Here is a 23,126-nt window from a genome sequence, read left to right as displayed (position 1 = left end):
TGCGCACCCGGCTCAGCCCGGCGGCAACCGCCCTTCCTTACGCACCCGCTCAATGTGGATGGTCAGGAACATCAGCTCTTCTTTGGTCAGCGCCTGCTGATACTGACCGGCCATATGCTGTGCAATTTTTCCCGCGCACCGGTACGCCGCCGGGTAGGTGGCTTTCACGGCGTCGTGCAGCGAGAGATCGTCACTCTCCACCACCGTGCGGGCGTGCATCCGCTGGGCGAAAAATTTCAGGTGCGTCACAAAGCGGTGGTAGCTCAGCGAGGCTTCGTCATAGTCCAGCGCCAGCTGGTATTTGACGATCTGCAAAATCTCCTGCATCACCCGGGTCACGTGCATCACTTCCGGCATGTGGCCGTTGAGCTGGGCATTCACCAGATGCAGGGCGATAAACCCCGCTTCGTCATCCGGCAGCTGCACCTTTAACCGCCGGGCGATCAGCGCCACCGCTTCCCGCCCCAGCGCGAACTCTTTCGGATAGAGCCGGGCGATTTCCCACAGCAGGCCGTTGCGCAGCGGCGTGCCGAGTTTTTGCCGCTCAATGGCGTGGTAACAGTGATCGGCCAGCGAGATGCAGAGGCTCTCATGCAGTGTGCCGAGTCTGGCCGCCGCCAGGGTAATGATGCAGTCACAGGTGGTCATTACCTCCAGCGGGATGTGGCTGAGCAGTTCGCCCAGGCGCGCCGTGAGATCATTGCCTTTCAGGGCAAAAATCTTCTCCACTGCCGCCTGGCGGATAGCCTCGCCCACCTGTTTCTGGAAGCCGATGCCGCGCCCCATCACCACCTGTTCCTGCCCGTGGCCGTCCAGCACCACCACCACATTGTTATTGAGTATCTTGGCGATCTGCATTCTCATACCCTGAAAACAAAAAAACCCGACCGCCCGGCGTAAGCCGTTCGATCAGGTCTTGCCTGCGGTTGCAGTCACAATCCTACTGCGGTCAACGTATCATATTGATGAATAGCAGCAATATGATGAATACAAAAACGTGATGTATCTCTCCCGCCGCCCATAAAAAAACCCGCCGGAGCGGGTTTTTATCAGCATCGGTCAACGCTTACTGGGCGAACTTGCGCATCACCAGGGTGGCGTTGGTGCCGCCAAAGCCGAAGCTGTTGGACATCACGGTGTTCAGCGCGCGCTGGGTCGGCTGGGTGATGATGTCCATGCCTGCTGCTTTCTCATCCAGCTGTTCGATGTTGATGCTCGGCGCGATGAAGCCATGCTCCAGCATCAGCAGGCTGTAGATCGCTTCCTGCACGCCCGCCGCGCCCAGCGAGTGGCCGGTCATCGCTTTGGTGGCAGAGAGGGCCGGGGTGGTGTCACCGAACACTTCACGGATCGCACCCAGCTCTTTCACGTCGCCTACCGGGGTGGAGGTGCCGTGAACGTTAATGTAGTCAACCGGGGCATCCAGGCCCTGCATCGCCATCTTCATGCAGCGCACCGCGCCTTCACCGGACGGGGCCACCATGTCTGCGCCGTCAGAGGTCGCGCCGTAGCCGACGATCTCTGCGTAGATGTGTGCGCCGCGCGCCAGTGCGTGCTCCAGCTCTTCGACAACGACCATACCGCCGCCGCCGGCGATAACGAAACCGTCACGCGCCTGGTCGTAGGTACGGGAGGCTTTTTCCGGGCAGTCGTTGTAGCTGGTGGAGAGCGCGCCCATGGCGTCGAACTCACAGGCCATTTCCCAGCACAGCTCTTCGCCGCCGCCGGCAAAGACCACGTCCTGTTTGCCGAGCTGGATCATCTCTACCGCGTTGCCGATGCAGTGTGCGGAGGTAGCACAGGCGGAGCTGATGGAGTAGTTCACGCCGCGGATTTTGAACGGGGTCGCGAGGCAGGCGGAGACGCCGGAGGCCATCGCTTTGGTCACCATGTACGGGCCAACGCCGCGCAGCCCTTTGGCGCGCATGCCGTCAGAACCGGCAACCTGGTTACGCGGAGAGCCGCCGCCGGAACCGGCAATCAGGCCGGTACGCTCGTTGGAAACCATCTCATCCGTCAGGCCGGAATCTTTGATAGCTTCCTGCATGGACAGGTAGGCATAAAGAGAGGCATCACTCATAAAACGCATGATCTTGCGGTCAATCAGGCCGGTGGTATCCAGTTTCACATCGCCCCATACGTGGCTGCGCATACCGGAATCTTTCAGTTCCTGTGAGAAAGTGATCCCAGAACGCCCTTCCTGCAGGGAGGCCAGAACTTCCTGTTTGTTATTACCAATACTTGAGACAATCCCCAGGCCAGTAATCACTGCACGTTTCATGTAATACCTCTTCCACTTTTAAGTCGGGATTTTGCCACGCACTCTAGCGTACAGTTGTACGCCGAACAAGTCCGATCAGCAACAGTCTGCTTATTATATGCAAATTTGCACCGGCGTGGCGGCGCCGTTAAACTCCCCCGCAACCCTTGAGCCATGAGTATCGCGCGTGAATCACCCCCCTATCCAACCGGCCAGCCTGAGCTGGAATGAACAGGGTACACCTGTTTCGCAACAGTTCGATGACGTCTACTTTTCCAACCAGGATGGGCTGGCGGAAACACGCCATGTTTTTCTGCACAGCAACGGTTTCCCGGCCCGTTTTTCTGACCATCCGCGCCGCCGCTGCATCGTGGCTGAGACCGGCTTCGGTACCGGCCTCAATTTCCTGACGCTGTGGCAGGCGTTTGACCAGTTCCGCCGGGAGAACCCGGACGCGGTGCTGCAACAGCTGCACTTTATCAGCGTGGAGAAGTTCCCGCTGTCGGTAGACGATCTGGCGGCCGCCCACGCGCGCTGGCCGGAGCTGGCCGCCTACGCGCAGGCGCTGCGCGACCAGTGGCCGTTGCCGTTCGCCGGTTGCCACCGCCTGCTGCTGGCCGGCGGTGCCGTAACGCTGGATCTCTGGTTCGGGGATGCCAACCAGTGGTTTGCGCAGGCGGACAGCAGCCTGGAAAATCAGGTGGATGCCTGGTTCCTTGACGGGTTCGCGCCTGCCAAAAACCCGGATATGTGGTCAGAGACGCTGTTTGGAGCGATGGCGCGGCTGGCGCGCCCCGGCGGCACTTTCGCCACCTTTACGGCGGCGGGCTTTGTGCGGCGCGGGTTGCAGCAGGCCGGGTTTGCGGTGCAGAAGGTCAAAGGGTTCGGCCAGAAGCGCGAAATGCTCGCGGGCGTGATGGGTGAACAGCCCGCCGCCCCGTTAGCCGCGCCCTGGTACGCCCGCCCGGCGGCAGATCACCCCGCTGAGGTGGCGATTATCGGCGGCGGCGTTGCCAGCGCGATGCTGGCACTGGCGCTGTGGCAGCGCGGCAGCCGCGTCACGCTCTATTGCGCAGAGAGCGAGGCGGCGCACGGTGCCTCCGGTAACCGGCAGGGGGCGGTCTACCCGGCGCTGACCGGCCGCCAGGACGCGTTCGAGCAGTTCTTCGCCGCCGCCTTTACCTTCGCCCGCCGCCACTATTCTGAGCTGGCGGCGCAGGGCGTGGCGTTTGACGGCGAATGGGGCGGCGTCGGCCAGCTGGCCTATGACGACAAAAGCGCGCGCAAAATCGGCACGCTGCTGGCGGGCGGCTGGCCGCAGGCGCTGGCGCAACCGCAGGATGTGGAGGCGATGGCGCGCCACAGCGGCGTGGAAACCGGCTGCGGCGGCGTGCGTTATCCGCTGGGCGGCTGGCTCTGCCCGGCGCAGCTGACCCGCTCGCTGTTGGGCTGGCTGGGTGAGCGCGGCGTGACGCTGGCCTTCAGCCACCGCCTGCAGAGGCTGACGCCGGAGGGCAGCGGCTGGCAGTTGCAGTTCGCCAACGGCACCACCGCGCAGTACGCCACGCTGGTGCTGGCCAACGGCCACCAGCTGACCGACTTTATCCCGCTGCCCGCTTACCCGGTGCGCGGCCAGGTGTCACACATCCCAACCACCCCGGCGCTCAGTGCGTTGCAACAGGTGCTCTGCTATAACGGCTACCTGACCCCGGCCGATGCCCAGGGGCAGCACTGCATCGGCGCAAGCTATCAGCGCGGCGACACCGACACCGGCTACCGTATTGAGGAGCAGCAGCAGAACCGCCAGCGGCTGATCGACTGCCTGCCGGAGAGCGCCTGGCCGCACGAGGTGGATGTCTCCGCCGGTATGGCGCGCAGCGGCGTGCGCTGCGCCACCCGCGACCATCTGCCGGTGATCGGGCAGGCACCGGACTTTGCGGCCACGCTGGCCGCCTACGCTGACCTGCCGCGCCAGCTGGTCGCCAGTGCACCCATTGTGAACGCGCCGGGCTATGCCAACCTTTACCTGCTCGGCGCACTGGGCGCGCGCGGCCTGAGCACCGCCCCGCTGGCCGCCGAGATCCTGGCGGCCCAGATCCACGGCGAGCCGCTGCCCTGCCCGGCCGATATTCTGGCCGCGCTCAACCCGAACCGGTTCTGGGTCAGGAAGCTGCTGAAGGGCCGCCCGGTGGGTGATGCGGACTGATCGCCGCCCGCCCCTGACCTTCGCGCCATGAAAAAGGGCCTCATCATGAGGCCCTTTGTTCAGGTATGTTCAACTGCCGGATCAGGATTCGAGCTTCGCCTGATGGTAGAGATTGTCCCACATCGCCTGCACCAGCACCTGATCGCGCGGGGCCAGTTCACCGGCATGGATCGCCTTGTTCAGACTGATTTCAACGCGCTGTTTCAGCGCCTGCGGCGTATGCTCGCCGTTCTCTTCGGCTTCCGCCACCGCCAGGGTCAGATGACCGCGCAGGTAACCGCCCGCAAACAGTTCATCGTCACTGGCGCGGTCCACCATGTCATCAATCAGCGCCAGAATACGCGCTTCAAATTCAGCGATCATCACTCTTCCTCATTCATCAATCGGGGCGAATGCTGCGCTCAGAGATCTTCCGGGTAGGGGAAGTGCTCTGCGGTCAGCGTTGGCGTATTGTAAAACGAATGTAACGCGTTAATAAAGCGCGCCGGTCGCGCCGGGATGCCTTCCGCCAGCAGGTGCAGCACCCGTTCGCGCACTTTGCGCTGGAACGCAATGCGATCCGGCTCCACATCGCCGCTCAGATTGTCACAACTGACATTAAACGGGAAGCCTGCCGCCACGCAGAACATCCACTCCAGCGCCTGGGGCTTGATCTCGACCTGTTCAAATTCAGACTGGGTCTGGGCGTCGCGCCCGTCCGGGCAGTACCAGTAGCCGAAATCAACCTGCTGACGCCGCGCCTCCCCGGCGATGCACCAGTGGGAGATCTCATGCAGCGCGCTGGCGTAGTAGCCGTGGGCAAACTCGATGCGGTGGTAAGGGATCTGATCGTCTGCGGGCAGGTAGATCGGCTCGCCCTCGCCGCGCACCAGCCGGGTATTGAACTCGTCGCTGAAGCAGTGGTTAAAGATCTCGATCAACTGCGGATAGTGGTGTGTGGTCTCTGCCTGGGTCGTGTTCATCATGGTCATGTCGTAAAAAGTAAGGGGCCGGAAAAGGCGATAACCCTACCGGCCCTGTGGAAAAAGGCAAGCCGCACTTTTTCTGAATCGTTACGTCAGGTGCAGCGCCAGCCAGTGCTGGATTTCCGGGCCGTGATTGTCATACAGCAGTTTGCCGCTCATCACCAGTGACACCAGCACTATCATCGGGCGGATCAGTTTTTGCCCGCGGGTCAGCACCATGTGCGCACCGAGCCGCGCGCCGAGCACCTGCCCCACCAGCATCACCAGCCCGATCCCCCAGATGACCTTGCCGCCGAGGATAAACAGCAGCAGGCCCCCGGCGTTGGAGGTGAAGTTCAGCACCTTGGCGTGGGCGGTGGCTTTCGCCAGCGTAAAGCCGGAGAGCGTCACATAAGCCAGGGCGTAAAATGACCCGGCCCCCGGCCCGAAGAAGCCGTCATAAAAGCCGACGCAGCCCCCGGCCACCAGCCCGAACGCCAGGCCGGTGAGGCGCTGCGCCCGCTCCTCCTCGCCCAACCGCGGCGTCAGCAGGAAGTAGAGGCCGATGCCCACCACCAGCAGCGGCAAAATTTGCCGCAGCACGTCGGCGCGCATATGCTGCACCATGATCGCCCCGGTCATCGCGCCGATAAAGGTCAGCAGGATGGTGAGCTTCTGCTCGCCCAGCTTCACCGCCCCCCGGCGCACAAAGTAGAGGCTGGCGGAAAACGAGCCGCCCACCGACTGCAACTTATTGGTGGCCAGCGCCTGCGCAGGCGGCACGCCCACCGCCAGCAGCGCCGGGACAGTCAGCAGCCCGCCGCCGCCGGCGATCGAATCAATAAACCCTGCCAGTAACGCCACGGCAAACAGGATGCCGAGCATCTCCGGCCCGAGAAGCATACCTTCCATGATTACTCTCCGAAATGGTTATCCAGCAAGGCCTGACAGGAGGGCGGCAACGGTGGCGGCACGGCTTTACCCGGCTTGCCGGTGGACGGTTTCGGCGGCAGGAACCAGCTTTCCAGCTCCGCGCCGCAGCCGTCACCCGGCGGTGGCGGGGCCTGATCCTGGCACTCGAGGCTGTCCGGCGGGCAGTAAAGCCGCACGTGCATATGGGCGCGATGGGCGAACCACGGCCGCACCTTGTTCAGCCAGGCGCGGTCGCTGCCTGCATCAGCACACAGGCGCTTTTTGATGGCGGCATTAACGAAAATGCGCGCCACCTGGTTATCTTCCGCGGCCATCCTGATCAGCTGCTCAATCTGCGGCTGCCACTGGCGGCTCACCACCTGTTTACCGTCAGCGGAGACCAGATCGATCGGCTGCGGCTTCAGCAATTGTTGCGGCGTCCAGCGCTGTTTCGGCAGTTGCAGCCAGATGTCGACGTCCAGCCCCGACTGGTGGCTGGCATGGCCGCTGCTGAACCGGCCGCCGGCCGCCATGCCCATGTCGCCAATCAGCACCGTGCCCAGCCCGCGCTGGTGCGCCTGGTTGCTCAGGCGGCCGATGAAGTCCAGCAGGTGCGGGTGGCCGAAGTAGCGGCGCTGGTCCGGGCGCATCACCTGATAATCGGGTGACTGCAACGGCAGCGGCCGCGCACCAACAATACAGCCGTTGGCATAACTGCCGATCGCCTGCGGCGACCCGGCCACCGGGTGCGTGAGTTGCTGCCACGGCGTCAGCGCCATGGCGGGCAGCGCCGTGAGAAGCGCCAGGCCGCCTATAAGTGCGGCAAGAAGGGGCTTGCTCATCATGTTACCAACGTGGAACAGAAGTCGTGACATCCGCGCACTGCGCACGCTGGCGCAGCAGGTGGTCCATCAGCACAATCGCCATCATCGCCTCAGCAATCGGCACCGCCCGGATGCCGACGCACGGGTCGTGGCGGCCACGGGTCACCATCTCCACCGCCTCGCCCTGCCGGTTAATGGTGCGGCCCGGCACCATAATGCTGGAGGTCGGTTTCAGCGCCAGGTGCGCAATCACCGGCTGGCCGCTGCTGATGCCGCCCAGCACGCCGCCCGCGTGGTTGCTCTGGAAACCGCCCGGGGTGATTTCGTCACGGTTTTCGCTGCCGCGTTTGGTCACCACCTCAAAGCCGTCGCCAATCTCCACCCCTTTAACCGCGTTGATGCTCATCAGCGCGTGGGCCAGATCGGCATCAATCCGGTCAAATACCGGCTCGCCCAGCCCGGCCGGGACGTTCTCCGCCACCACCGTGACTTTGGCCCCGATGGAGTCGCCCTCTTTTTTCAGCGCGCGCATCAGTTCGTCCAGTGCTTCCAGCTTGGCCGGATCGGGGCAGAAGAACGGGTTCTGTTCTACCTGATCCCACTCCTTCAGCTCACAGCAGACGTCGCCCATCTGCGCCAGATAGCCGCGCACCTGCACGCCATGTTTCATCTGCAGGTATTTTTTGGCGATCGCCCCGGCCGCCACGCGCATCGCGGTTTCACGCGCCGAGGAGCGGCCGCCGCCGCGGTAGTCGCGCAGGCCATATTTCTGTTCGTAGGTGTAGTCAGCATGGCCGGGACGGAACACGTCTTTAATGGCGCTGTAGTCCTGCGAGCGCTGGTCGGTATTTTCGATCAGCAGGCCGATGCTGGTACCGGTGGTGACGCCCTCAAAGACGCCGGAGAGAATTTTGACCTGATCCGGCTCGCGGCGCTGGGTGGTGTAGCGGGAGGTGCCGGGGCGGCGGCGATCCAGATCGTGCTGGAGGTCGGCCTCGGTGATAGGGATGCCGGGCGGCACCCCGTCGATAATGCAGCCCAGCGCGACGCCATGGGATTCACCAAAGGTGGTGACGCGGAAAAATTGCCCAATACTGTTCCCTGCCATCACGGCTCCTTACCGTTGTCTTGGTTATCTGAATGCTTGAAAGAGGCCGCGCCGGGTGAAGGTGCCCGGCGCGGCAGGCCCGTGGTTACGAGCGGTACATCGCGAAGTGTGCGTGGCAATCCAGCAGCTGTTGCCGGGTCAGCATAAAGACGCCGTCGCCGCCGTTGTCAAACTCCAGCCAGGTGAACGGGATGTCCGGGTACTGATCCATCAGGTGCACCATGCTGTTGCCGACTTCACAAATCAGCACGCCCTGCTCGCTGAGGTAGTCCGGCGCGCAGGCCAGGATGCGGCGCACCAGTTTCAGGCCGTCGCTGCCCGCTGCCAGGCCCAGTTCCGGCTCAAAGCGGAACTCGTCCGGCAGGTCGGCCATGTCCTCTTCATCCACATACGGCGGGTTGGTGACGATCAGGTCATACTTCAGCGCCGGCAGGGCGCGGAACAGGTCGGAACGGATCGGCGTCACCTGGTTCTCCACGCCGTGCTCCTGGATATTGCGCTCGGTGACGGCCAATACGTCTTCGGAGATGTCCACTGCGTCCACTTCCGCATCCGGGAAGGCGTAACCGCAGGCGATGGCGATGCAGCCGCTGCCGGTGCACATGTCGAGAATATGGCGCGGGGCGTCAGCGATCAGGCCGTTGAAGCGGTTGTCGATGAGCTCACCAATCGGTGAACGCGGCACCAGCACGCGCTCATCCACATAGAACTCCAGGCCGCAGAACCAGGCTTTGTTGGTGAGGTAGGCCACCGGCACGCGCTCATTCACGCGGCGGATCACCCGCTCAACAATGCGCTGGCGCTCGCTGGAGGTCAGGCGCGCGGTGTGCATGTCCGCCGGGATGTCCATCGGCAGGTAGAGGCTCGGCAGCACCAACTGCACCGCCTCGTCCCAGGCGTTATCGGTGCCGTGGCCGTAATAAATGTTAGCCGCGTTGAAGCGGCTGACGGCCCAGCGCAGCATATCCTGAATGGTATGCAGCTCGCTGACGGCTTCGTCGACGAAAATCTTGTCCAAGGTGTTCTCCCACGCTGCGGCGGGCGTGTGCCGCCGCCTTACAAAATGCCGTCTAGTGTGCCATGAAGCCGGCGACAAATCAGCAGCTATAGTCACAGCCAAAGGATAGCGAAGCGGCAGGCCGGACTTTTTATGCCGGAATAGGTAAACTGGGGTTAACTTTTTTATCACACTCTTTCACGACGACCACCGTATGAAAAAACGATATCCGCTCAGCAGTGAGGAGCAGCAGCTGTTCCGTGAGACCCTGGCGGGCACCAAACGGCTGCACCATGACACGAAAGTGCACCCGAAGCCCCGCCCGAAAGTAAAGGCGCCCGCCCCGAAGCGGCTGATGCAGGAACAGATCGACGCGACCTACTATTTCTCGGATGAGTTCCAGCCGTTGCTGGAGAGTGACGGCCCGATGCGCTACGTGCGGCCGGGGGTGGATCATTTTGAGGCGAAGAAATTACGGCGCGGCGACTATTCGCCGGATCTGTTCCTTGACCTGCACGGGCTGACGCAGCATGAGGCGAAACAGGAACTGGGGGCGTTGATTGCGGCCTGCCGGCGGGAGCACGTTCACTGCGCCTGCGTGATGCATGGGCACGGCAAGCATATTCTGAAACAGCAGACGCCGCTGTGGCTGGCGCAGCACCCGGATGTGCTGGCGTTCCATCAGGCACCGAAAGCGTTCGGCGGCGATGCGGCGCTGCTGGTATTGGTGGAGCTGGCGGAGTAAGGGTTACCGCGGCCGGGCAGACCGGCCGGGCAATCAGGCTTTGGCCATGACCTGAGCGGGGCTGAGCTGCCAGTCAAAGGTGCCTTTGCCGCTGGCGGCATCCAGCGTGATGCCGGCAACCGCAGAGGTCGCGAACATCGGCGGGCATTCGCCGGGGCAGAGTTCCGCCACCAGGTAACCGACCAGCGGCAGGTGGGAGACCACCAGCGCCGCAGAGACGCCCTCTTTCGCCAGCGCCTGTAAATAGCAGGCTACCAGCGCCGCATCCCCACCCGGCGTGAGTTCCGGCAGCACTTCCTCGCCTTCCGGCAGGGTCAGCGCACTGCGCAGGGTCGCGAGGGTTTGTTCGGCCCGCAGATAAGGGCTGACCAGTACCCGGTCAATATCCAGCGGTTTGCCGTTCAGCCAGACCGCCATCTGATGGGACTCATCACGGCCACACTGGGTAAGCGGCCTTACCGAATCGCTGGCGGCCTCAAGGGCGGCCTCACCGTGACGCATAATCAAAACTTGCATATTGCACCGTTTTTGTTGACAAAATAACGCCATACAGAAACGCGTCGCGTGCTGTATCGCTGACTTCCCCAGTCTCCCCGGGGCAACCTGATAACGATAACGCGCCGTCTCTCTCTTATGGCGGCCGGGCATTTTGCCTGAAAGTTCTCACAAAGAAAATGCTGTTTTTTAGAGCAACCCGGGGTCAGCCCGTGCGGCACTGGTTACTTAACCAGCAATTCAACATCTTATTGAATGCCGTAACCTCTCGAAAAGTTTTGTAAAATTCTGGTTCACTTTTCGTGGTCGCTCTTTTTACGGTAGTCCTCTGCTCATAACGTGTACAGCGTTAGGCCATCCTCAACCCTCAGCCAGTGATCTGCATCACAAAAACCAATGAAATACCCGGTAAAACGCTGAATTAGCGTTCTGCCTGCCGGGCGATCTTTACCTTTCCGGGGCGTTCAGGCTTCCGGGGGATAGAACCTCTGCTGCGCTTCGGCCATGGCGACCAGCCGTTCGCAGGGAGCAAAGCGCTCGCCGAAGCGTGCTTCCAGCGCCCGCAGGCGGCTGACCGCCTCGGCAGCACCAAGCCGGTCAAGGTAGCGGAACGGGCCGCCGAGGAATGGCGGAAAACCGATGCCGAACACCGCACCGACATCGCCGTCACGCGCGCTGTGAATCACCTGCTCATCCAGGCAGCGCACCGCCTCATTCAGCATCATCATTACGCAGCGCTCGGCCAGTTGCGGCTCCGTAAACACCGGCTTCGGCGTCACGCCCAACAGCGTGTAGAGCGAGGGGTCAGGCTTTTTGCTTTTGCCCCCACCGGAATAGAGGTAGAACCCGCGGCCGTTCTTGCGCCCTTTGCGGCCATCTTTCAGCACCGCGTCAAACGCCTCCGGCGCGGCAAAGCGCGGCCCCAGCTCCCGCACCAGCACCGGAATAATTTTGGTGCCGACATCAATCCCCACTTCGTCGAGCAGCATGATCGGCCCGACCGGGAAACCATAGTTCACCAGCGCCCGGTCGATGCGCTCCATCGGCTCACCTTCCAGCAAACAGCGCGCCGCCTCATTGATATAAGGGGCAAGGATGCGGTTGACGTAAAACCCGGCGCGGTCGGCCACCACAATCGCCGTTTTGCCCTGCTGTTGCGCCAGCCGAACGGTGGTGGCGAGCGTGCGCGCATCCGTGCCGGTATGGGGAATGACTTCCACCAGCGGCATTTTCTCGACCGGGCTGAAATAGTGCAGGCCAATCACCTGCTGCGGGCGCTGTGCCTGCGCGGCAATCTGCGCAATCGGCAGGGACGAGGTGTTGGAGGCAAAAATGGTATGCGGCGCGGCGTGCTGCTCCACCTCGGCCACCATCTGCTGTTTCAGCGCCAGATCCTCAAACACCGCTTCAATCACCAGGTCAACATGGGCGAAGCCCTGATACCGGGTGCTGCCGGTGATCAGCTGCATCTGCCGGTTACGCTGCCCGGCGGTGATTCGTTTGCGCTTCACCTGTTTGCCCAGCGTCTCCCAGGTGGCTCTCAGCGCGTGGCCGATCCCCTCCTGGCTGATGTCTTTTATCCGCACCGGCAGCCCGGCACGGGTGGCGGTCACGCAGGCGATGCCGCCGCCCATCAGCCCGCCGCCCAGCACCCCGACCCGCGCCACCGTGGCCGGTTCCGCGTCGCTGCCGCGTGCTTTTTTCAGGGCAGTCGAGGCAAAAAACAGGCTGCGCAGCGCGGCGGATTCCGGCGTCATCGCCAGTTCGCCAAATGCCCGCGCCTCTGCGGAATAACCGCTGGTGCTGCCTTCATCCAGCCCTTTGCGCACCACCGCCAGCACCCTTTCCGGGGCCGGGTAGTTGCCGTGGGTTTTAGCCAGGGTTTTCTTGCGCACCATCGGGAACAGCAGCGCCTTGCCCAGCGGGCCGCCCATCAGCCGCTCCTGCCAGGGCAGCGGCCGCGAGGGCCGCCAGCCGCGTTTAACCAGCGCGGCCGCGCTCTCCAGCAGAATAGACACCGGCACCGCCTCATCCACCAGCCCCATCTTCAGCGCCTGTCGCGCCCGCAGGTGGCGGCCGGTGAGGATCATATCCAGCGCCTTGCTGACGCCCACCAGCCGCGGCAGCCGCTGGGTGCCCCCGGAACCGGGCAGCAGGCCGAGCTGCACTTCCGGCAGGCCGAGCCGGGTGTTGTCTTCCAGCGAACAGACGCGGTAATGGCACGCCAGCGCCAGCTCCAGCCCGCCGCCCAGACACGCGCCGTTGATCGCGGCGGCCACCGGCACCGGGAAACCGGCAATCTGCGCCATCGCCATCTGCCCTTTTTTCGCCAGCCGGGTCGCCTCCCCCGCCGTATGGCAGGCGGCGATCATGCTGATGTCCGCCCCGGCAATAAAGGAGTCAGGCTTGCCGGAGATGATCACCAGCCCCTGCAACCCCGGTTCGGCCTGCGCCTGTTTCAGCACCTGCGCCAGCTGTTCGGCAAACGCCGCTTTCAGCGTATTCATCTTTTCGCCCGGCACATCCAGGGTGATCACCCCAACCCCGTCCGGCCGCAAGGCAAAGCGGAACGCCGCCTCCGGCGGCAGGCCCGCGTCCAGCACTTCCGGCGGCCGGGCCGCTGCGTTGTCAAAACTCATGATGCCACCTCCAGAATCATCGCCGCGCCAAGGCCACCGGCAGCACAGGCGGTGGTCAGGCCGAACCGGCCACCCCGGCGGCGCAGCTCATGCAGCGTCTGGGTAATCATCCGTGCGCCGGTGGCGGCAAACGGGTGGCCGTAGGCGATCGAACCGCCCAGCACGTTGAATTTTTGCGGGTCCACCTCGCCTACCGGCTGCGGCCGGTGGAGTTTGTCGCGGGCGAAACCGGCGCTGGCGAACATCTTCAGGTTCGCCAGCGTCTGGGCGGCAAACGCCTCATGCATATCCACCAGGTCCAGCTCCCCGAGCGTTAACCCGGCGCGATCCAGCGCCAGCGGCGTGGCGTAGGCCGGGCCGAGCAGCATATCTTCCCAGACGTCGGTGGCGGTAAAGGCATAGCTGCGCAGGTAGCCCAGCGGCACCATGCCGAGTTCCGCCGCGCGCGATTCGCTCATCATCAACACCGCGGCGGCCCCGTCAGTGAGCGGCGTGCTGTTGGCGGCGGTGACGCTGCCGTGCCGCCGGTCAAACGCCGGGCGCAGTTTGGCGTAGTGCGCCAGCTGGGAATCCTGGCGGATGTTGTTGTCCTGCTCCAGCCGGGTACGGTAGGGCGGCAGGTGAGCGGCCATCACCTGCTGTTGCAGATGCCCCGATTTCCAGGCCTCTGCCGCCAGCTGGTGCGAGCGGTGCGCCAGCGCGTCCTGCTCTTCGCGGCTGATGTGGTGGCTTTTCGCCATCTGCTCGGCGGTGTCGCCCATGCGCAGGCCGGTGGAATACTCCGCCACGGCGGGCGGCACCGGCAGCAGGTCACGCGGGCGCAGGCGGCTGAAGAGTTTCAGGCGCTGTGACAGGGTGCGCGCTTTGTTGGCATCCACCAGCGTGCGGGCCAGCGTTTTGCTGACGCCGATCGGCAACACTGAGGAGGAGTCCGCCCCACCGGCAATGCCGACCCGCACCGTGCCGGCCATGATGCTCTCCGCCACATTCGCCACCGCCTGGAAGCTGGTGGCGCAGGCGCGTGACACGCTGTAGGCGTCGGTCTGCACATGCATACCGGTACCGAGCACGATCTCGCGGGCGATGTTCGGCGCTTCCGGCATCTGCACCACCTGGCCGAACACCAGTTGGTCAATCACCTGCGGGTCCAGGCCGCTGCGCGCCAGCAGTTCACTGACCACCATTTTGCCGAGATCCACGGCCGGGATGCCGTGGTACGCCGTGGCCTGTTTGGCAAACGGCGTGCGCAACCCATCGACAATCGCGATGCGATCGCCGCCGCGGGTGATCAGCGGTAACACCTTGTCCATAGCTGCTCCTGAAACCGGGATAATGATCGTCTGCCGTTAACAGGTCAGACCTGACAGGGGTATTTTTAACCAAATGTTTACATGTCGCAAACCGCAACACGCTGAAAGTGGGAGCCTGAACACCTTTTGCCCCAGAAACCGCGGTTCATCGGCCGGCCTTCCCGGCATAGCAGATAAAAAAAACCCCCGCCGGGGCGAGGGAGAGAGAGGCAGTAAAACAGCGGGATCAGCGCAGGCCGAGCTGGAAGATCATGGTTTCAGCCTGGCAGGCAAAGGTGAAATCCACCGTCAGGCGCACGCCCTCGCCTTCCGGCGTGATCTGGCTGTCAACCTGGCACGGGTCGGACTCCACGTTGCGCGCTTTTTCAGTCAGTGTCGCCAGCATCGCTTCAGCGGCGGCGCGGTCAGCAAACGTCTGACTGTAAGAGGCGGTGCAATCGCTGTTATCCATGATGGTGCCGACATCAACACAGCAGCAGGCGGCGGTTTCCTGGGCGTTACACGCATTAATGGCATCGGACATAGTTCGCTCCTTGGTGGGAAGTAAAAGGGGAAATGACAAGATGTGTAAGATTTTACGCCTGCCGCCGGGGATGCACTAGCACTTACTTTTTGTATGCCTTTTATGGAGCACTTATCACACAAAATCCCGGGTTCGTGCCGGGAAATGCCGACAGTGCGATAAGTTCACGGCTTTTTTGTTAACACCGTCTAATTTTTGTTATCAACACTGCAATATTTGGAAAACATTATTGCAACAAAAAGCAAGGTCAGCTCTATAATTCGCTCACTGGTCTGATTTGTCGGCCGCTCCCCGGACCCTACAATCCGCGCTCCTTGTTACGTCATGTAACATTGCTAAAAATAAACAGATAACATGAGGTTTTGGTCATGAACCAGAAAAACCTGTTCAAAAGAACTGCACTGGCAGCAGCACTCACCGTCATTACCTCGCAGGCTTCTGCCGCGGGCTTCCTGCTGAATGAATATTCTGCCGCCGGGCTGGGGCGCTCATTTTCTGGTGAAGGGGCGATTGCAGACAGCGCCGCCTCCGGCAGCCGTAACCCCGCGACCATGACCATGTTTGATCGCCCGGCGTTCTCCGTGGGCGCGATTTACATCGACCCGGACGTGGACATCACCGGCAATTCGCCGCTGACCGGGGCCAGCACCAGCGCCAGTAATATTGCCCCGTCCGAGTGGGTGCCGAATATCCACTTTATTCTGCCGCTGGATGACCAGTGGTCAGTGGGCGCGTCCGTGACCTCCAACTATGGCCTGGCGACCGAATTCAACAGCGGCTATACCGCAGGCCCGATGGGCGGCAAAACCGACCTGAAAACCGCTAACTTCAACCTCAGCACCGCCTACCGCCTGAACCAGCATTTCAGCGTCGGCGTGGGGTTTGACGCCGTCTACGCACGCGCCAAAATTGAGCGCACCGCCGGTGAGGCGGGCGTGCTGGCAAGCCGCGGCCTGATCTCCGCCGATACCCAGATTGCCCACCTGAAAGGTGACGAATGGGGCTACGGCTGGAACGCCGGGCTGTTATATGAAGTGGATGACAACAACCGCTATAGCCTGACCTACCGCTCGAAAGTCGATATCGATTTTGACGGCGACTACCGCAACGAACTGCCGGCGCAACTCGGCGGCACCGGCGGCAGCACCATCCCGGGCGCATTGACGCTGAACCTGCCGGAGATGTGGGAAGTGTCGGGTTACAACAAAGTGGCGCCGAAATGGGCGATCCACTACAGCCTGACCTACACCAGCTGGAGCCAGTTCCAGGAGCTGAAAGCCACCGGCACCAGCGGCCAGACGCTGTTTGAAAAGCATGAAGGCTTCAAGGATGCTTACCGCCTGGCGCTCGGCACCACCTATTACTACGACGACAACTGGACGTTCCGCACCGGTATCGCCTTTGATGACAGCCCGGTACCGGCGCAAAACCGCACCATCTCTATCCCGGATCAGGACCGCTTCTGGCTCAGCGCCGGGACGACCTACGCCTTTAACGAGGATGCGTCCGTGGACGTGGGCGTCTCTTATATGCACGGCCAGAAGGTGCACATCAGCGAATCCGTCTCAGCCAGCCTGCCGAACTACGAGTTTGACTCCGAAGGCAAAGCCTGGCTCTACGGTATTAACTTCAACTACCTGTTCTGACAAACGTTTCCCCAACAAAAAAAGCGCCCAAGGGCGCTTTTTTTATGGGTGGGGATGCTCCGCTACTGCGAGTCGATATCATCCAGATCGCCCTGAATCGCTGACGCGTTCGGGTTGGTGGCAGGGGTGAGCTTGCCGCCGCTCGCCAGGAAATCGTGCCGCTGGAAGTACGCCTCACGCACCATCACGTAAGGGTCGGAGGAGTTACGCAGCAGGCCGTCAGAGTCCAGCAACTGGGCGCGGGTTTCGATCCCTTCCACCACCCATTTTCCGGCGGACATCCAGAAAGTCAGGTAGCTCAGCGGCGGGTAGAGTTTGTCTACCCATTCGCCGCCATCCTCACGCACGGTAAAGCTGCCGTAGCCCGGCAACTCGACATACGGGCCGTAACCCACGCCGTAATAGCCCAGGGTGCTGCCGAAGCGGTGCGGCTCTTCGCGCGCCAGCTGCGGGTTCGCCATACCGGCGACGTCAATCAGGCCGCCCATCCCCAGCAGGGTGTTGAGGAAGAAGCGGGTAAAGTGCTTCATCGCATCATAGGGTTTGCCTTCCAGGAAGTAGTTGACCATGGTGGCCGGTTCATCCAGGTTGCCGGTAAAGTTGCTCAGGCCGTTACGTGCCGGCATCGGCACATAATCCCGCCAGGCTACCGCCGCAGGCCGGACAATATAGGGGTCCAGCACATCGTAGTTAAAACTGAACATCGCCCGGTTGAAGCCTTCGAGCGGGTCAGACCGCCCCTGCTGCTGCTTATCCGGTGAACTGGCGCAACCGGCAAGCAGTACGCCGGCAAAGGCCAGTCCCATCAGGCGGTAGTTCATTCTTCTCTCCCTATTTTTACGGCAGGCGCGCTACGGCACCTGCTGATTAATCTCAATGTTAACCTGTTTTTGCCCGGAAAATGGCTGGAGGCCGCTCTCACCGGCCCACTCCCCGGTGTGGGGGGTGGCCGATCCGTCCGGCGATATGCGTACCTTGACTTTGACCTGATGCATTGAAGAAAGCAACCTTTCAGGCATCATTGCATTGGTGTCATCAATAGTCAGCGTTAGCGGGAAGCGACTGAGCGGCAGGCGTTTTACCGCCACCGGCACCGGGCTGCTGCCGTCAGTAACCGAGATCAGCACCATGCCCTGCGGCGGCAGGTGGCGCGCCGCTTCCGGCGAGAGCGTGACCGCCACTCCGAGCTGCACATTATCCATACCTGCTTTGCTGCGCGCTTGTTGAATGCTGCGCCGCAGCATTTCCGCCCGCGGATCGTCCGGCGGCAGCACTTTCAGCATCAGGCCCCAGCCCTCAATCGCTTTCGGGTAGTTCCCCTGCTGGAAGGCGTTAAACGCCAGCAGGTTCAGCACCCGCAGATCGGTAGGGTCGGCGCTGCCCAGCGCTTTCAGCATCGTTTCCGCCTGGCGCTGATCGGCCGGGTCGGCTGAGCGGGTCAGCACATCGGCATAGGCGAGCTGCACCTCGCGGTTCTCCGGTTGCAGCGCATAGGCGCGGCCAAACGCCTGGGTGGCGGTGGCGGCATTGTTCAGCGCCACGCCGACCCGCCCGAGCATCAGCCAGTTGTCCACATTCTGCGGGTCATGCTGCAACGCGGTGCGCAGCCCCAGCCCGAGGCGCGCCACGTCATCCCCGGTCAGCGGTTCCGCGTGTTCATCCGCCACCTGAGCGCGCAGCGCAGGTAAGTCGCGCACCGCCTGCTGCCAGGCGGCCACCTGCACCAGTCCGCCGGTTTTCAGGTAGAACCCCACTGACACCAACACCAGCGCCAGCACGCCGGGAATCAGCACCCAGCGGCCCAGCGGCCGCACCGGGGCGGCGTCACGGCCGGGGATGTCGCTCAGCAGATTCTCCTGCAGCTCCTGCACCAGCACCGGCCGCTCAGCAATAATGCCCTGCTGTTCGTCATGGGCCAGCTCGGCCAGCCGCTCATGGTAAAACGCCTTGTTCAGGCTGTCCCGGCTGGCACCCGCCGTGCGGTCAACCCGGCGGAAGGTGGGCGCAACCAGCAGGGTCGCGGCGATCACCAGCAATAACAACGCAATCAGCCAAAAAGCCATCAGTCATGTGTCCTGTCAGAATCATTCAGCAGTTGCGCCAGCCGCGCCTGCTCCTGCGGCGAAAGCGTTGCCGCCCGCCCCTGCCGCCGCGCGCGCAGCAGTACCACCAGCCCGCCCACCAGCACAAACAGCGCCGGCCCGGCCCACAGAATCAGGGTGGAGGCGGTCACCGGCGGCTCATAAGTCACAAAGTTGCCGTAACGCGCCACCATGTAATCGATGATTTGCTGGCGCGACTGCCCCTGCTGCATCAGCTGGTAGACCTTGGTGCGCATGTCCGCCGCGATCATGGAGTTGGAATCCGCGATGCTGTTGTTCTGGCATTTAGGGCAGCGCAGCTGCCCGGTCAGCTCGCGGTACTGCTGCTCCTGTTCAGTGCTCTTGAACTGGTAGGTGTCAATCGCCGCCCAGAGGTTGGCGCTCAGCAGCAACCCGGCCAACAGGCAAATCAGCCTTCTCATGAAGCGCCCCCGCCATATTTGCGGTAGAGCGGCGCGACCTCACGCTGCCAGACTTCCGCGTTCAGGTCACCGGCATGGCGGTAGCGGATGATGCCCTGCCCGTCGATCAGGAAGGTTTCCGGCGCGCCGTAAACGCCGAGATCCAGCCCCAGCATCCCGTCGCCGTCATACAGGCTCAGCGCGTAGGGGTTGCCGAGGGTGTTCAGCCAGTTCACCGCTTTGGCGCGGTCATCTTTGTAGTTCAGCCCCACCACGCGCACGCCCTGCGCCGCCAGGCTGTTCAGGTACTGGTGTTCCGCGCGGCAGGTCGGGCACCAGGTCGCCCAGACATTCAGCAGCAGCGGTTTGCCGTCATGCAGCACTGACTGGCTGTAGGTTTTGCCCGGCTCCGCCAGCGAGGCGAGCGTAAACACCGGCACCGGTTTGCCGAGCAGCGCCGACTCCAGCCGGGTCGGGTCGTCGCCGTGGGCGTTGCGCTGCAGCTGCACCACAAAGGCGGTCGCCAGCAACAGGAACAGGATCAGGGGAATAAATAACAGCTTACGGTTCATACTTTCTCCACCACAGGCCGGCGCGCCTGCTTTTTGCTCATCCGGTAGCGCGGGTCAAGGATGCAGAGCACCCCGCCTGCCGCCATCAACAGGCCGCCCAGCCAGATCCAGCGCACAAAGGGTTTATAGTAGAGCCGCACCGCCCAGCTGCCGTCGTCCAGCTCTTCGCCCAGCGCGGCGTAGAGGTCACGCACCAGCCCGCCGTCGATCGCCGCTTCGGTCATCATGCTGCGCGCCACGCTGTAGTAACGCTTTTCGGCGCGCAATTCGGTCACCGGTTTGCCGCCTTCGCTGACGTCAATGATGCCCGCGCCGCCGCTGTAGTTGGGGCCGGAAATGCTGTGTACGTCGCGGAACACAAAGTGGTAGCCGTGAATATCCACGCTGTCGCCCGCTTTCATCCGCACGTCACGCTCGACGCTGTAGTTCTGGCTGAAGGCGATGCCGATCACCGTGACCGCCACGCCGAGGTGGCCCAGCACCATGCCCCAGTGGCTGCGCGTCAGGGTGGTCAGCCCGCGCCAGAAGCTGTGGCGGTGGGTGGCGCGCTCATGCAGCTCCAGCAGGGTGAGAAGGGTCACCCACAACGCCATCATCAGCCCGAGCACCGTCATCCCGGCGATGCGGTCCTGCATCAGCCACGGCAGCAGCACTGACAGCAGCAGCGTCACCACCAGCGAGGCCGCCAGCCGCTTCCAGAACTTCCCGGCGTCGTCCCGCCGCCAGCGCACCAGCGGCCCGATGCCCAGCAGCAGCGCCAGCGGCGCCATCAGGAAGGTGAACATGGTGTTGAAGAACGGCTCACCAATCGAGATGCTGCCGAGGCCGAGTTGCTTGTGTACCAGCGGCAACAGGGTGCCGAGCAGCACCACCAGCATCGCCGCGATCAGCAGCACGTTGTTGCCGAGCAGGAAGGTCTCACGTGAGAACACTTCATGGCGGCTCGGGCTGCGCACCTGCGCACCGCGCACCGCATACAGCAGCAGCGAACTGCCGATAACGATCACCAGATAAGCCAGGATGTAGAGGCCGCGCTCAGGGTCGGAGGCGAATGAGTGTACCGATACCAGCACGCCGGAGCGTACCAGGAAGGTGCCGAGCAGGCAGAGCGAGAACGCGGTGATCGCCAGCAGCACCGTCCAGGCTTTGAAGGTGCCGCGTTTCTCCGTCACCGCCAGGGAGTGGATAAGCGCGGTGCCCGCCAGCCACGGCATAAAGGAGGCGTTTTCCACCGGGTCCCAGAACCACCAGCCGCCCCAGCCCAGCTCGTAATAGGCCCAGGCAGAGCCGAGCACGATGCCGATGGTGAGGAACACCCAGGCCGCCGTGGTCCAGGGGCGTGACCAGCGCGCCCAGGCGGTGTCGAGCCGCCCGGCCATCAGTGAGGCGATGGCAAAGGCGAACGCCACCGAGAAGCCGACGTACCCCATATAGAGCAGCGGCGGGTGGAAGATCAGGCCGATATCCTGCAACAGCGGGTTGAGGTCACTGCCGTCAATCGGGAAGTCCGGCAGGGTACGGGTAAAGGGATTCGACGTCAGGATAATAAACAGCAGGAAACCGCCGGTGATCATGCCCAGCACCGACAGCACCCGCGCCACCGCATCCTGCGGCATCCGGCGGCTCAGCAGCGCTACCGCCAGCGTCCAGCTGCTCAGCAGCAGCACCCACAGCAGCAGTGAGCCCTCATGCGCGCCCCAGGTCGCCGCCACCCGGTAGTAAACAGGCAGGTGGCTGTTGGAGTTGGTGGCCACATAGGCCACGGTAAAGTCATTGACCACAAAGGCGTGCACCAGGATCGCGAACGCCCCGGCGATGCAGGCAAACATGCCGTAGGCCAGCGGCCGCGCCACCGCCATCATCCGGGCGTCCTGGCGCGCCGCGCCCCACTGCGGGTAGATACTCAGCAGCAGGGCCACCGCCAGCCCGAGGCAGAGCAGAAAACTGCCGATTTCCGGGATCATGATTTACTGCCCTCATTGGCGACATACTTCGCCGCCGGGCCGTGATGGTTCTCTTTCATGGCGTCTGCCACCTCCGGCGGCACATATTTTTCATCGTGCTTGGCCAGTACCTGTTTGGCATTGACCACGTTGTCCGGCCCCAGCACGCCCTGCGCCACCACCCCCTGCCCTTCGCGGAACAGATCGGGCAGGATGCCGGTGTACGTCACCGCAATCGCGCCGCGTGCGTCATAGACCTTAAAGCTGACTTGCAGGCTTGTATCGTCCCGCCTGACCGAGCCGGGCATCACCATGCCGCCGATCCGCAGGTGGTCGCCCACTTCCGGCTTCTCATGGTTTTCACCCTTGCCCTGTAGAATTTCACTCGGGGTATAGAACAGATCGATGTTGGAACGCAGGGCATAGAGCACCAGCGCGGCGGTCAGGCCCAGGCCGACCAGCACGGCCACCGCCAGATAAAGGCGGCTTTTACGACGTGGATTCACAGTGAATTCTCCTGCGCTGACGCGGCGGCGGCAGGCGTAACAGATTTGGACGCCCGGATGCGCACGTCACGCGCCTCGCGGCGCTGGACAGCGGCGATCAACCGGCGGCGTTGCAGGCGGGTATGCAGCAGCAACCCGGCCAGTGACAGCAGCGTCACGGCCACCGACAGCCAGACGTAAAAGGCGTAGCCGCCCATGGCAAAAAAGGCGGCCCAGGATGGAAAAGCAGGACTCATGGGCGGGGTCTCCGGCTGAACAGGGCCAGCACCCACGGGCGGTGGCTCTCCTGCATCAGGATCAGGTTGCGCAGGCGCATCAGGGTCAGGGTCAGGAAGAAGAACAGGTAACCGACAATCGCCCAGCGCAACGGGTAGCGCATGCTTGGGTCGATGGTCTGCTGCATGTTGGTCGAGCCCTGGTGCAGAGTGTTCCACCACTGCACCGAGTAGTGGATGATCGGGATATTGACGATGCCGACCAGCACCAGAATGCCGGCAGCACGCCCCGCCAGCCGCCGGTCTTCAAAGGCGTTATAGAGCGCGATCACCCCGAGGTAGAGGAACAGCAGCACCAGTTCGGAAGTGAGGCGCGCATCCCAGATCCACCAGGTGCCCCACATCGGCTTGCCCCAGGCCGAACCGGTCACCAGCGCGATAAAGGTAAAGACCGCGCCGACCGGGGCCATGGCGGCCACCACCAGGTTCGCCATCTTCATCTGCCAGACCAGCGCCGTAAACGCGGCCACCGCCATCGCGGTATAGATGCCCATCGACCACATGGCGGCCGGCACATGGATGTACATAATCCGGTAGCTGTTGCCCTGCTGGTAATCCGCCGGGGCAAAGCCAAAGCCCCAGACCCAGCCGAGTGTCAGCGTCAGCGCCCCTGCCAGCCCCAGCCAGGGCACGAACCGGCCGCACAGGTGGTAAAGCCGGTCCGGCTTACCGAGTTGGTGTAACCATTTCCACATTGTTCAGCGCTCGTTGTAAAAAA

23 protein-coding genes are annotated in these 23,126 nt (G+C 62.9%); 3 read left to right on the top strand and 20 right to left on the bottom strand.

Annotated elements, in window-relative coordinates:
- Nucleotides 1–12: 12 nt before the first annotated feature.
- Nucleotides 13–858: a BglG family transcription antiterminator LicT gene (gene licT, locus CYR55_RS16190; RefSeq protein WP_101817396.1), complete on the bottom strand. Its 846-nt coding sequence runs from the start codon at nt 856–858 to the stop codon at nt 13–15.
- Between the two features lie 208 nt (nt 859–1,066).
- Nucleotides 1,067–2,281 (bottom strand): beta-ketoacyl-ACP synthase I, encoded by a 1,215-nt coding sequence (gene fabB / locus CYR55_RS16185; protein WP_101817395.1) that lies wholly within the window; start codon nt 2,279–2,281, stop codon nt 1,067–1,069.
- A gap of 166 nt (nt 2,282–2,447) precedes the next feature.
- Between fabB and mnmC the strand changes: the two genes are divergently transcribed.
- Nucleotides 2,448–4,466 carry a bifunctional tRNA (5-methylaminomethyl-2-thiouridine)(34)-methyltransferase MnmC2/FAD-dependent 5-carboxymethylaminomethyl-2-thiouridine(34) oxidoreductase MnmC1 gene (gene mnmC / locus CYR55_RS16180; RefSeq protein ID WP_101817394.1) on the top strand — a complete coding sequence of 673 codons (2,019 nt, stop codon included), beginning with the start codon at nt 2,448–2,450 and terminating at the stop codon, nt 4,464–4,466.
- A gap of 81 nt (nt 4,467–4,547) precedes the next feature.
- On the opposite strand, the gene CYR55_RS16175 is transcribed toward mnmC, so the two are convergent.
- The 6 genes from CYR55_RS16175 to prmB all read right to left on the bottom strand — a co-directional run bounded on the left by CYR55_RS16175 (nt 4,548) and on the right by prmB (nt 9,272).
- Complete coding sequence (locus tag CYR55_RS16175; RefSeq protein WP_101817393.1) at nt 4,548–4,829, bottom strand: YfcL family protein; 282 nt, start codon at nt 4,827–4,829, stop codon at nt 4,548–4,550.
- A gap of 38 nt (nt 4,830–4,867) precedes the next feature.
- The gene (locus tag CYR55_RS16170; RefSeq protein WP_101817436.1) at nt 4,868–5,428 is read right to left on the bottom strand and encodes an elongation factor P hydroxylase; all 561 of its coding nucleotides are present in this window, start codon (nt 5,426–5,428) and stop codon (nt 4,868–4,870) included.
- Nucleotides 5,429–5,518: 90 nt separating this feature from the next.
- Nucleotides 5,519–6,322, bottom strand: coding sequence for a sulfite exporter TauE/SafE family protein (locus CYR55_RS16165; RefSeq protein WP_101817392.1), 804 nt, complete (start codon nt 6,320–6,322; stop codon nt 5,519–5,521).
- Nucleotides 6,323–6,324: 2 nt separating this feature from the next.
- Complete coding sequence (mepA, locus tag CYR55_RS16160; RefSeq protein WP_101817435.1) at nt 6,325–7,164, bottom strand: penicillin-insensitive murein endopeptidase; 840 nt, start codon at nt 7,162–7,164, stop codon at nt 6,325–6,327.
- 4 nt (nt 7,165–7,168) lie between these two features.
- Nucleotides 7,169–8,254, bottom strand: a complete 1,086-nt coding sequence (gene aroC / locus CYR55_RS16155; RefSeq protein ID WP_101817391.1) for a chorismate synthase — start codon at nt 8,252–8,254, stop codon at nt 7,169–7,171.
- Between the two features lie 85 nt (nt 8,255–8,339).
- On the bottom strand, nt 8,340–9,272 hold the full coding sequence (prmB, locus tag CYR55_RS16150; protein WP_101817390.1) for a 50S ribosomal protein L3 N(5)-glutamine methyltransferase: 933 nt from the start codon (nt 9,270–9,272) through the stop codon (nt 8,340–8,342).
- A 193-nt stretch (nt 9,273–9,465) separates the two neighbouring features.
- On the opposite strand from prmB, the gene smrB reads away from it, so the two are divergent.
- A complete protein-coding gene (gene smrB, locus CYR55_RS16145; RefSeq protein ID WP_101817389.1) occupies nt 9,466–9,996 on the top strand; it encodes an endonuclease SmrB in 531 nt (176 codons plus the stop codon).
- A 33-nt stretch (nt 9,997–10,029) separates the two neighbouring features.
- Here smrB and sixA read toward each other — a convergent pair whose 3' ends face one another.
- The 4 genes from sixA to CYR55_RS16125 all read right to left on the bottom strand — a co-directional run bounded on the left by sixA (nt 10,030) and on the right by CYR55_RS16125 (nt 14,963).
- Nucleotides 10,030–10,512, bottom strand: coding sequence for a phosphohistidine phosphatase SixA (gene sixA, locus CYR55_RS16140; RefSeq protein ID WP_101817388.1), 483 nt, complete (start codon nt 10,510–10,512; stop codon nt 10,030–10,032).
- 443 nt (nt 10,513–10,955) lie between these two features.
- The gene (gene fadJ / locus CYR55_RS16135; RefSeq protein ID WP_101817387.1) at nt 10,956–13,130 is read right to left on the bottom strand and encodes a fatty acid oxidation complex subunit alpha FadJ; all 2,175 of its coding nucleotides are present in this window, start codon (nt 13,128–13,130) and stop codon (nt 10,956–10,958) included.
- Complete coding sequence (gene fadI, locus CYR55_RS16130) at nt 13,127–14,440, bottom strand: acetyl-CoA C-acyltransferase FadI (RefSeq protein ID WP_101817386.1); 1,314 nt, start codon at nt 14,438–14,440, stop codon at nt 13,127–13,129. The genes fadJ and fadI overlap by 4 nt, the downstream gene beginning before the upstream one ends.
- 226 nt (nt 14,441–14,666) lie before the next feature.
- Nucleotides 14,667–14,963, bottom strand: a complete 297-nt coding sequence (locus CYR55_RS16125; RefSeq protein WP_101817385.1) for a YfcZ/YiiS family protein — start codon at nt 14,961–14,963, stop codon at nt 14,667–14,669.
- Nucleotides 14,964–15,331: 368 nt separating this feature from the next.
- On the opposite strand from CYR55_RS16125, the gene fadL reads away from it, so the two are divergent.
- Complete coding sequence (gene fadL, locus CYR55_RS16120) at nt 15,332–16,609, top strand: long-chain fatty acid transporter FadL (protein WP_101817384.1); 1,278 nt, start codon at nt 15,332–15,334, stop codon at nt 16,607–16,609.
- A 62-nt stretch (nt 16,610–16,671) separates the two neighbouring features.
- On the opposite strand, the gene mlaA is transcribed toward fadL, so the two are convergent.
- From mlaA to CYR55_RS16080, 8 genes are read right to left on the bottom strand one after another with little or no spacing between them, the layout of a single operon-like run.
- Complete coding sequence (gene mlaA / locus CYR55_RS16115; RefSeq protein WP_101817383.1) at nt 16,672–17,430, bottom strand: phospholipid-binding lipoprotein MlaA; 759 nt, start codon at nt 17,428–17,430, stop codon at nt 16,672–16,674.
- 30 nt (nt 17,431–17,460) lie between these two features.
- Nucleotides 17,461–18,672, bottom strand: coding sequence for a c-type cytochrome biogenesis protein CcmI (ccmI, locus tag CYR55_RS16110; protein ID WP_101817382.1), 1,212 nt, complete (start codon nt 18,670–18,672; stop codon nt 17,461–17,463).
- Nucleotides 18,672–19,133, bottom strand: a complete 462-nt coding sequence (locus tag CYR55_RS16105; RefSeq protein ID WP_101817381.1) for a cytochrome c-type biogenesis protein — start codon at nt 19,131–19,133, stop codon at nt 18,672–18,674. Before CYR55_RS16105 ends, ccmI begins: the two co-directional genes overlap by 1 nt.
- Nucleotides 19,130–19,684, bottom strand: a complete 555-nt coding sequence (locus CYR55_RS16100) for a DsbE family thiol:disulfide interchange protein (RefSeq protein WP_101817380.1) — start codon at nt 19,682–19,684, stop codon at nt 19,130–19,132. Before CYR55_RS16100 ends, CYR55_RS16105 begins: the two co-directional genes overlap by 4 nt.
- Nucleotides 19,681–21,648 carry a heme lyase CcmF/NrfE family subunit gene (locus CYR55_RS16095; RefSeq protein ID WP_101817379.1) on the bottom strand — a complete coding sequence of 656 codons (1,968 nt, stop codon included), beginning with the start codon at nt 21,646–21,648 and terminating at the stop codon, nt 19,681–19,683. Before CYR55_RS16095 ends, CYR55_RS16100 begins: the two co-directional genes overlap by 4 nt.
- Nucleotides 21,645–22,133 carry a cytochrome c maturation protein CcmE gene (gene ccmE, locus CYR55_RS16090; RefSeq protein WP_101817378.1) on the bottom strand — a complete coding sequence of 163 codons (489 nt, stop codon included), beginning with the start codon at nt 22,131–22,133 and terminating at the stop codon, nt 21,645–21,647. The genes CYR55_RS16095 and ccmE overlap by 4 nt, the downstream gene beginning before the upstream one ends.
- The gene (ccmD, locus tag CYR55_RS16085) at nt 22,130–22,369 is read right to left on the bottom strand and encodes a heme exporter protein CcmD (protein WP_101817377.1); all 240 of its coding nucleotides are present in this window, start codon (nt 22,367–22,369) and stop codon (nt 22,130–22,132) included. The genes ccmE and ccmD overlap by 4 nt, the downstream gene beginning before the upstream one ends.
- Nucleotides 22,366–23,103: a heme ABC transporter permease gene (locus CYR55_RS16080; RefSeq protein WP_101817376.1), complete on the bottom strand. Its 738-nt coding sequence runs from the start codon at nt 23,101–23,103 to the stop codon at nt 22,366–22,368. The genes ccmD and CYR55_RS16080 overlap by 4 nt, the downstream gene beginning before the upstream one ends.
- Nucleotides 23,104–23,126: the final 23 nt, after the last annotated feature.

It is taken from the genome of Chimaeribacter californicus (genome assembly GCF_002858675.1).
Taxonomy (GTDB): Bacteria; Pseudomonadota; Gammaproteobacteria; order Enterobacterales; family Enterobacteriaceae; genus Chimaeribacter; species Chimaeribacter californicus.
This window is presented reverse-complemented; position numbering and strand designations above follow the sequence as displayed.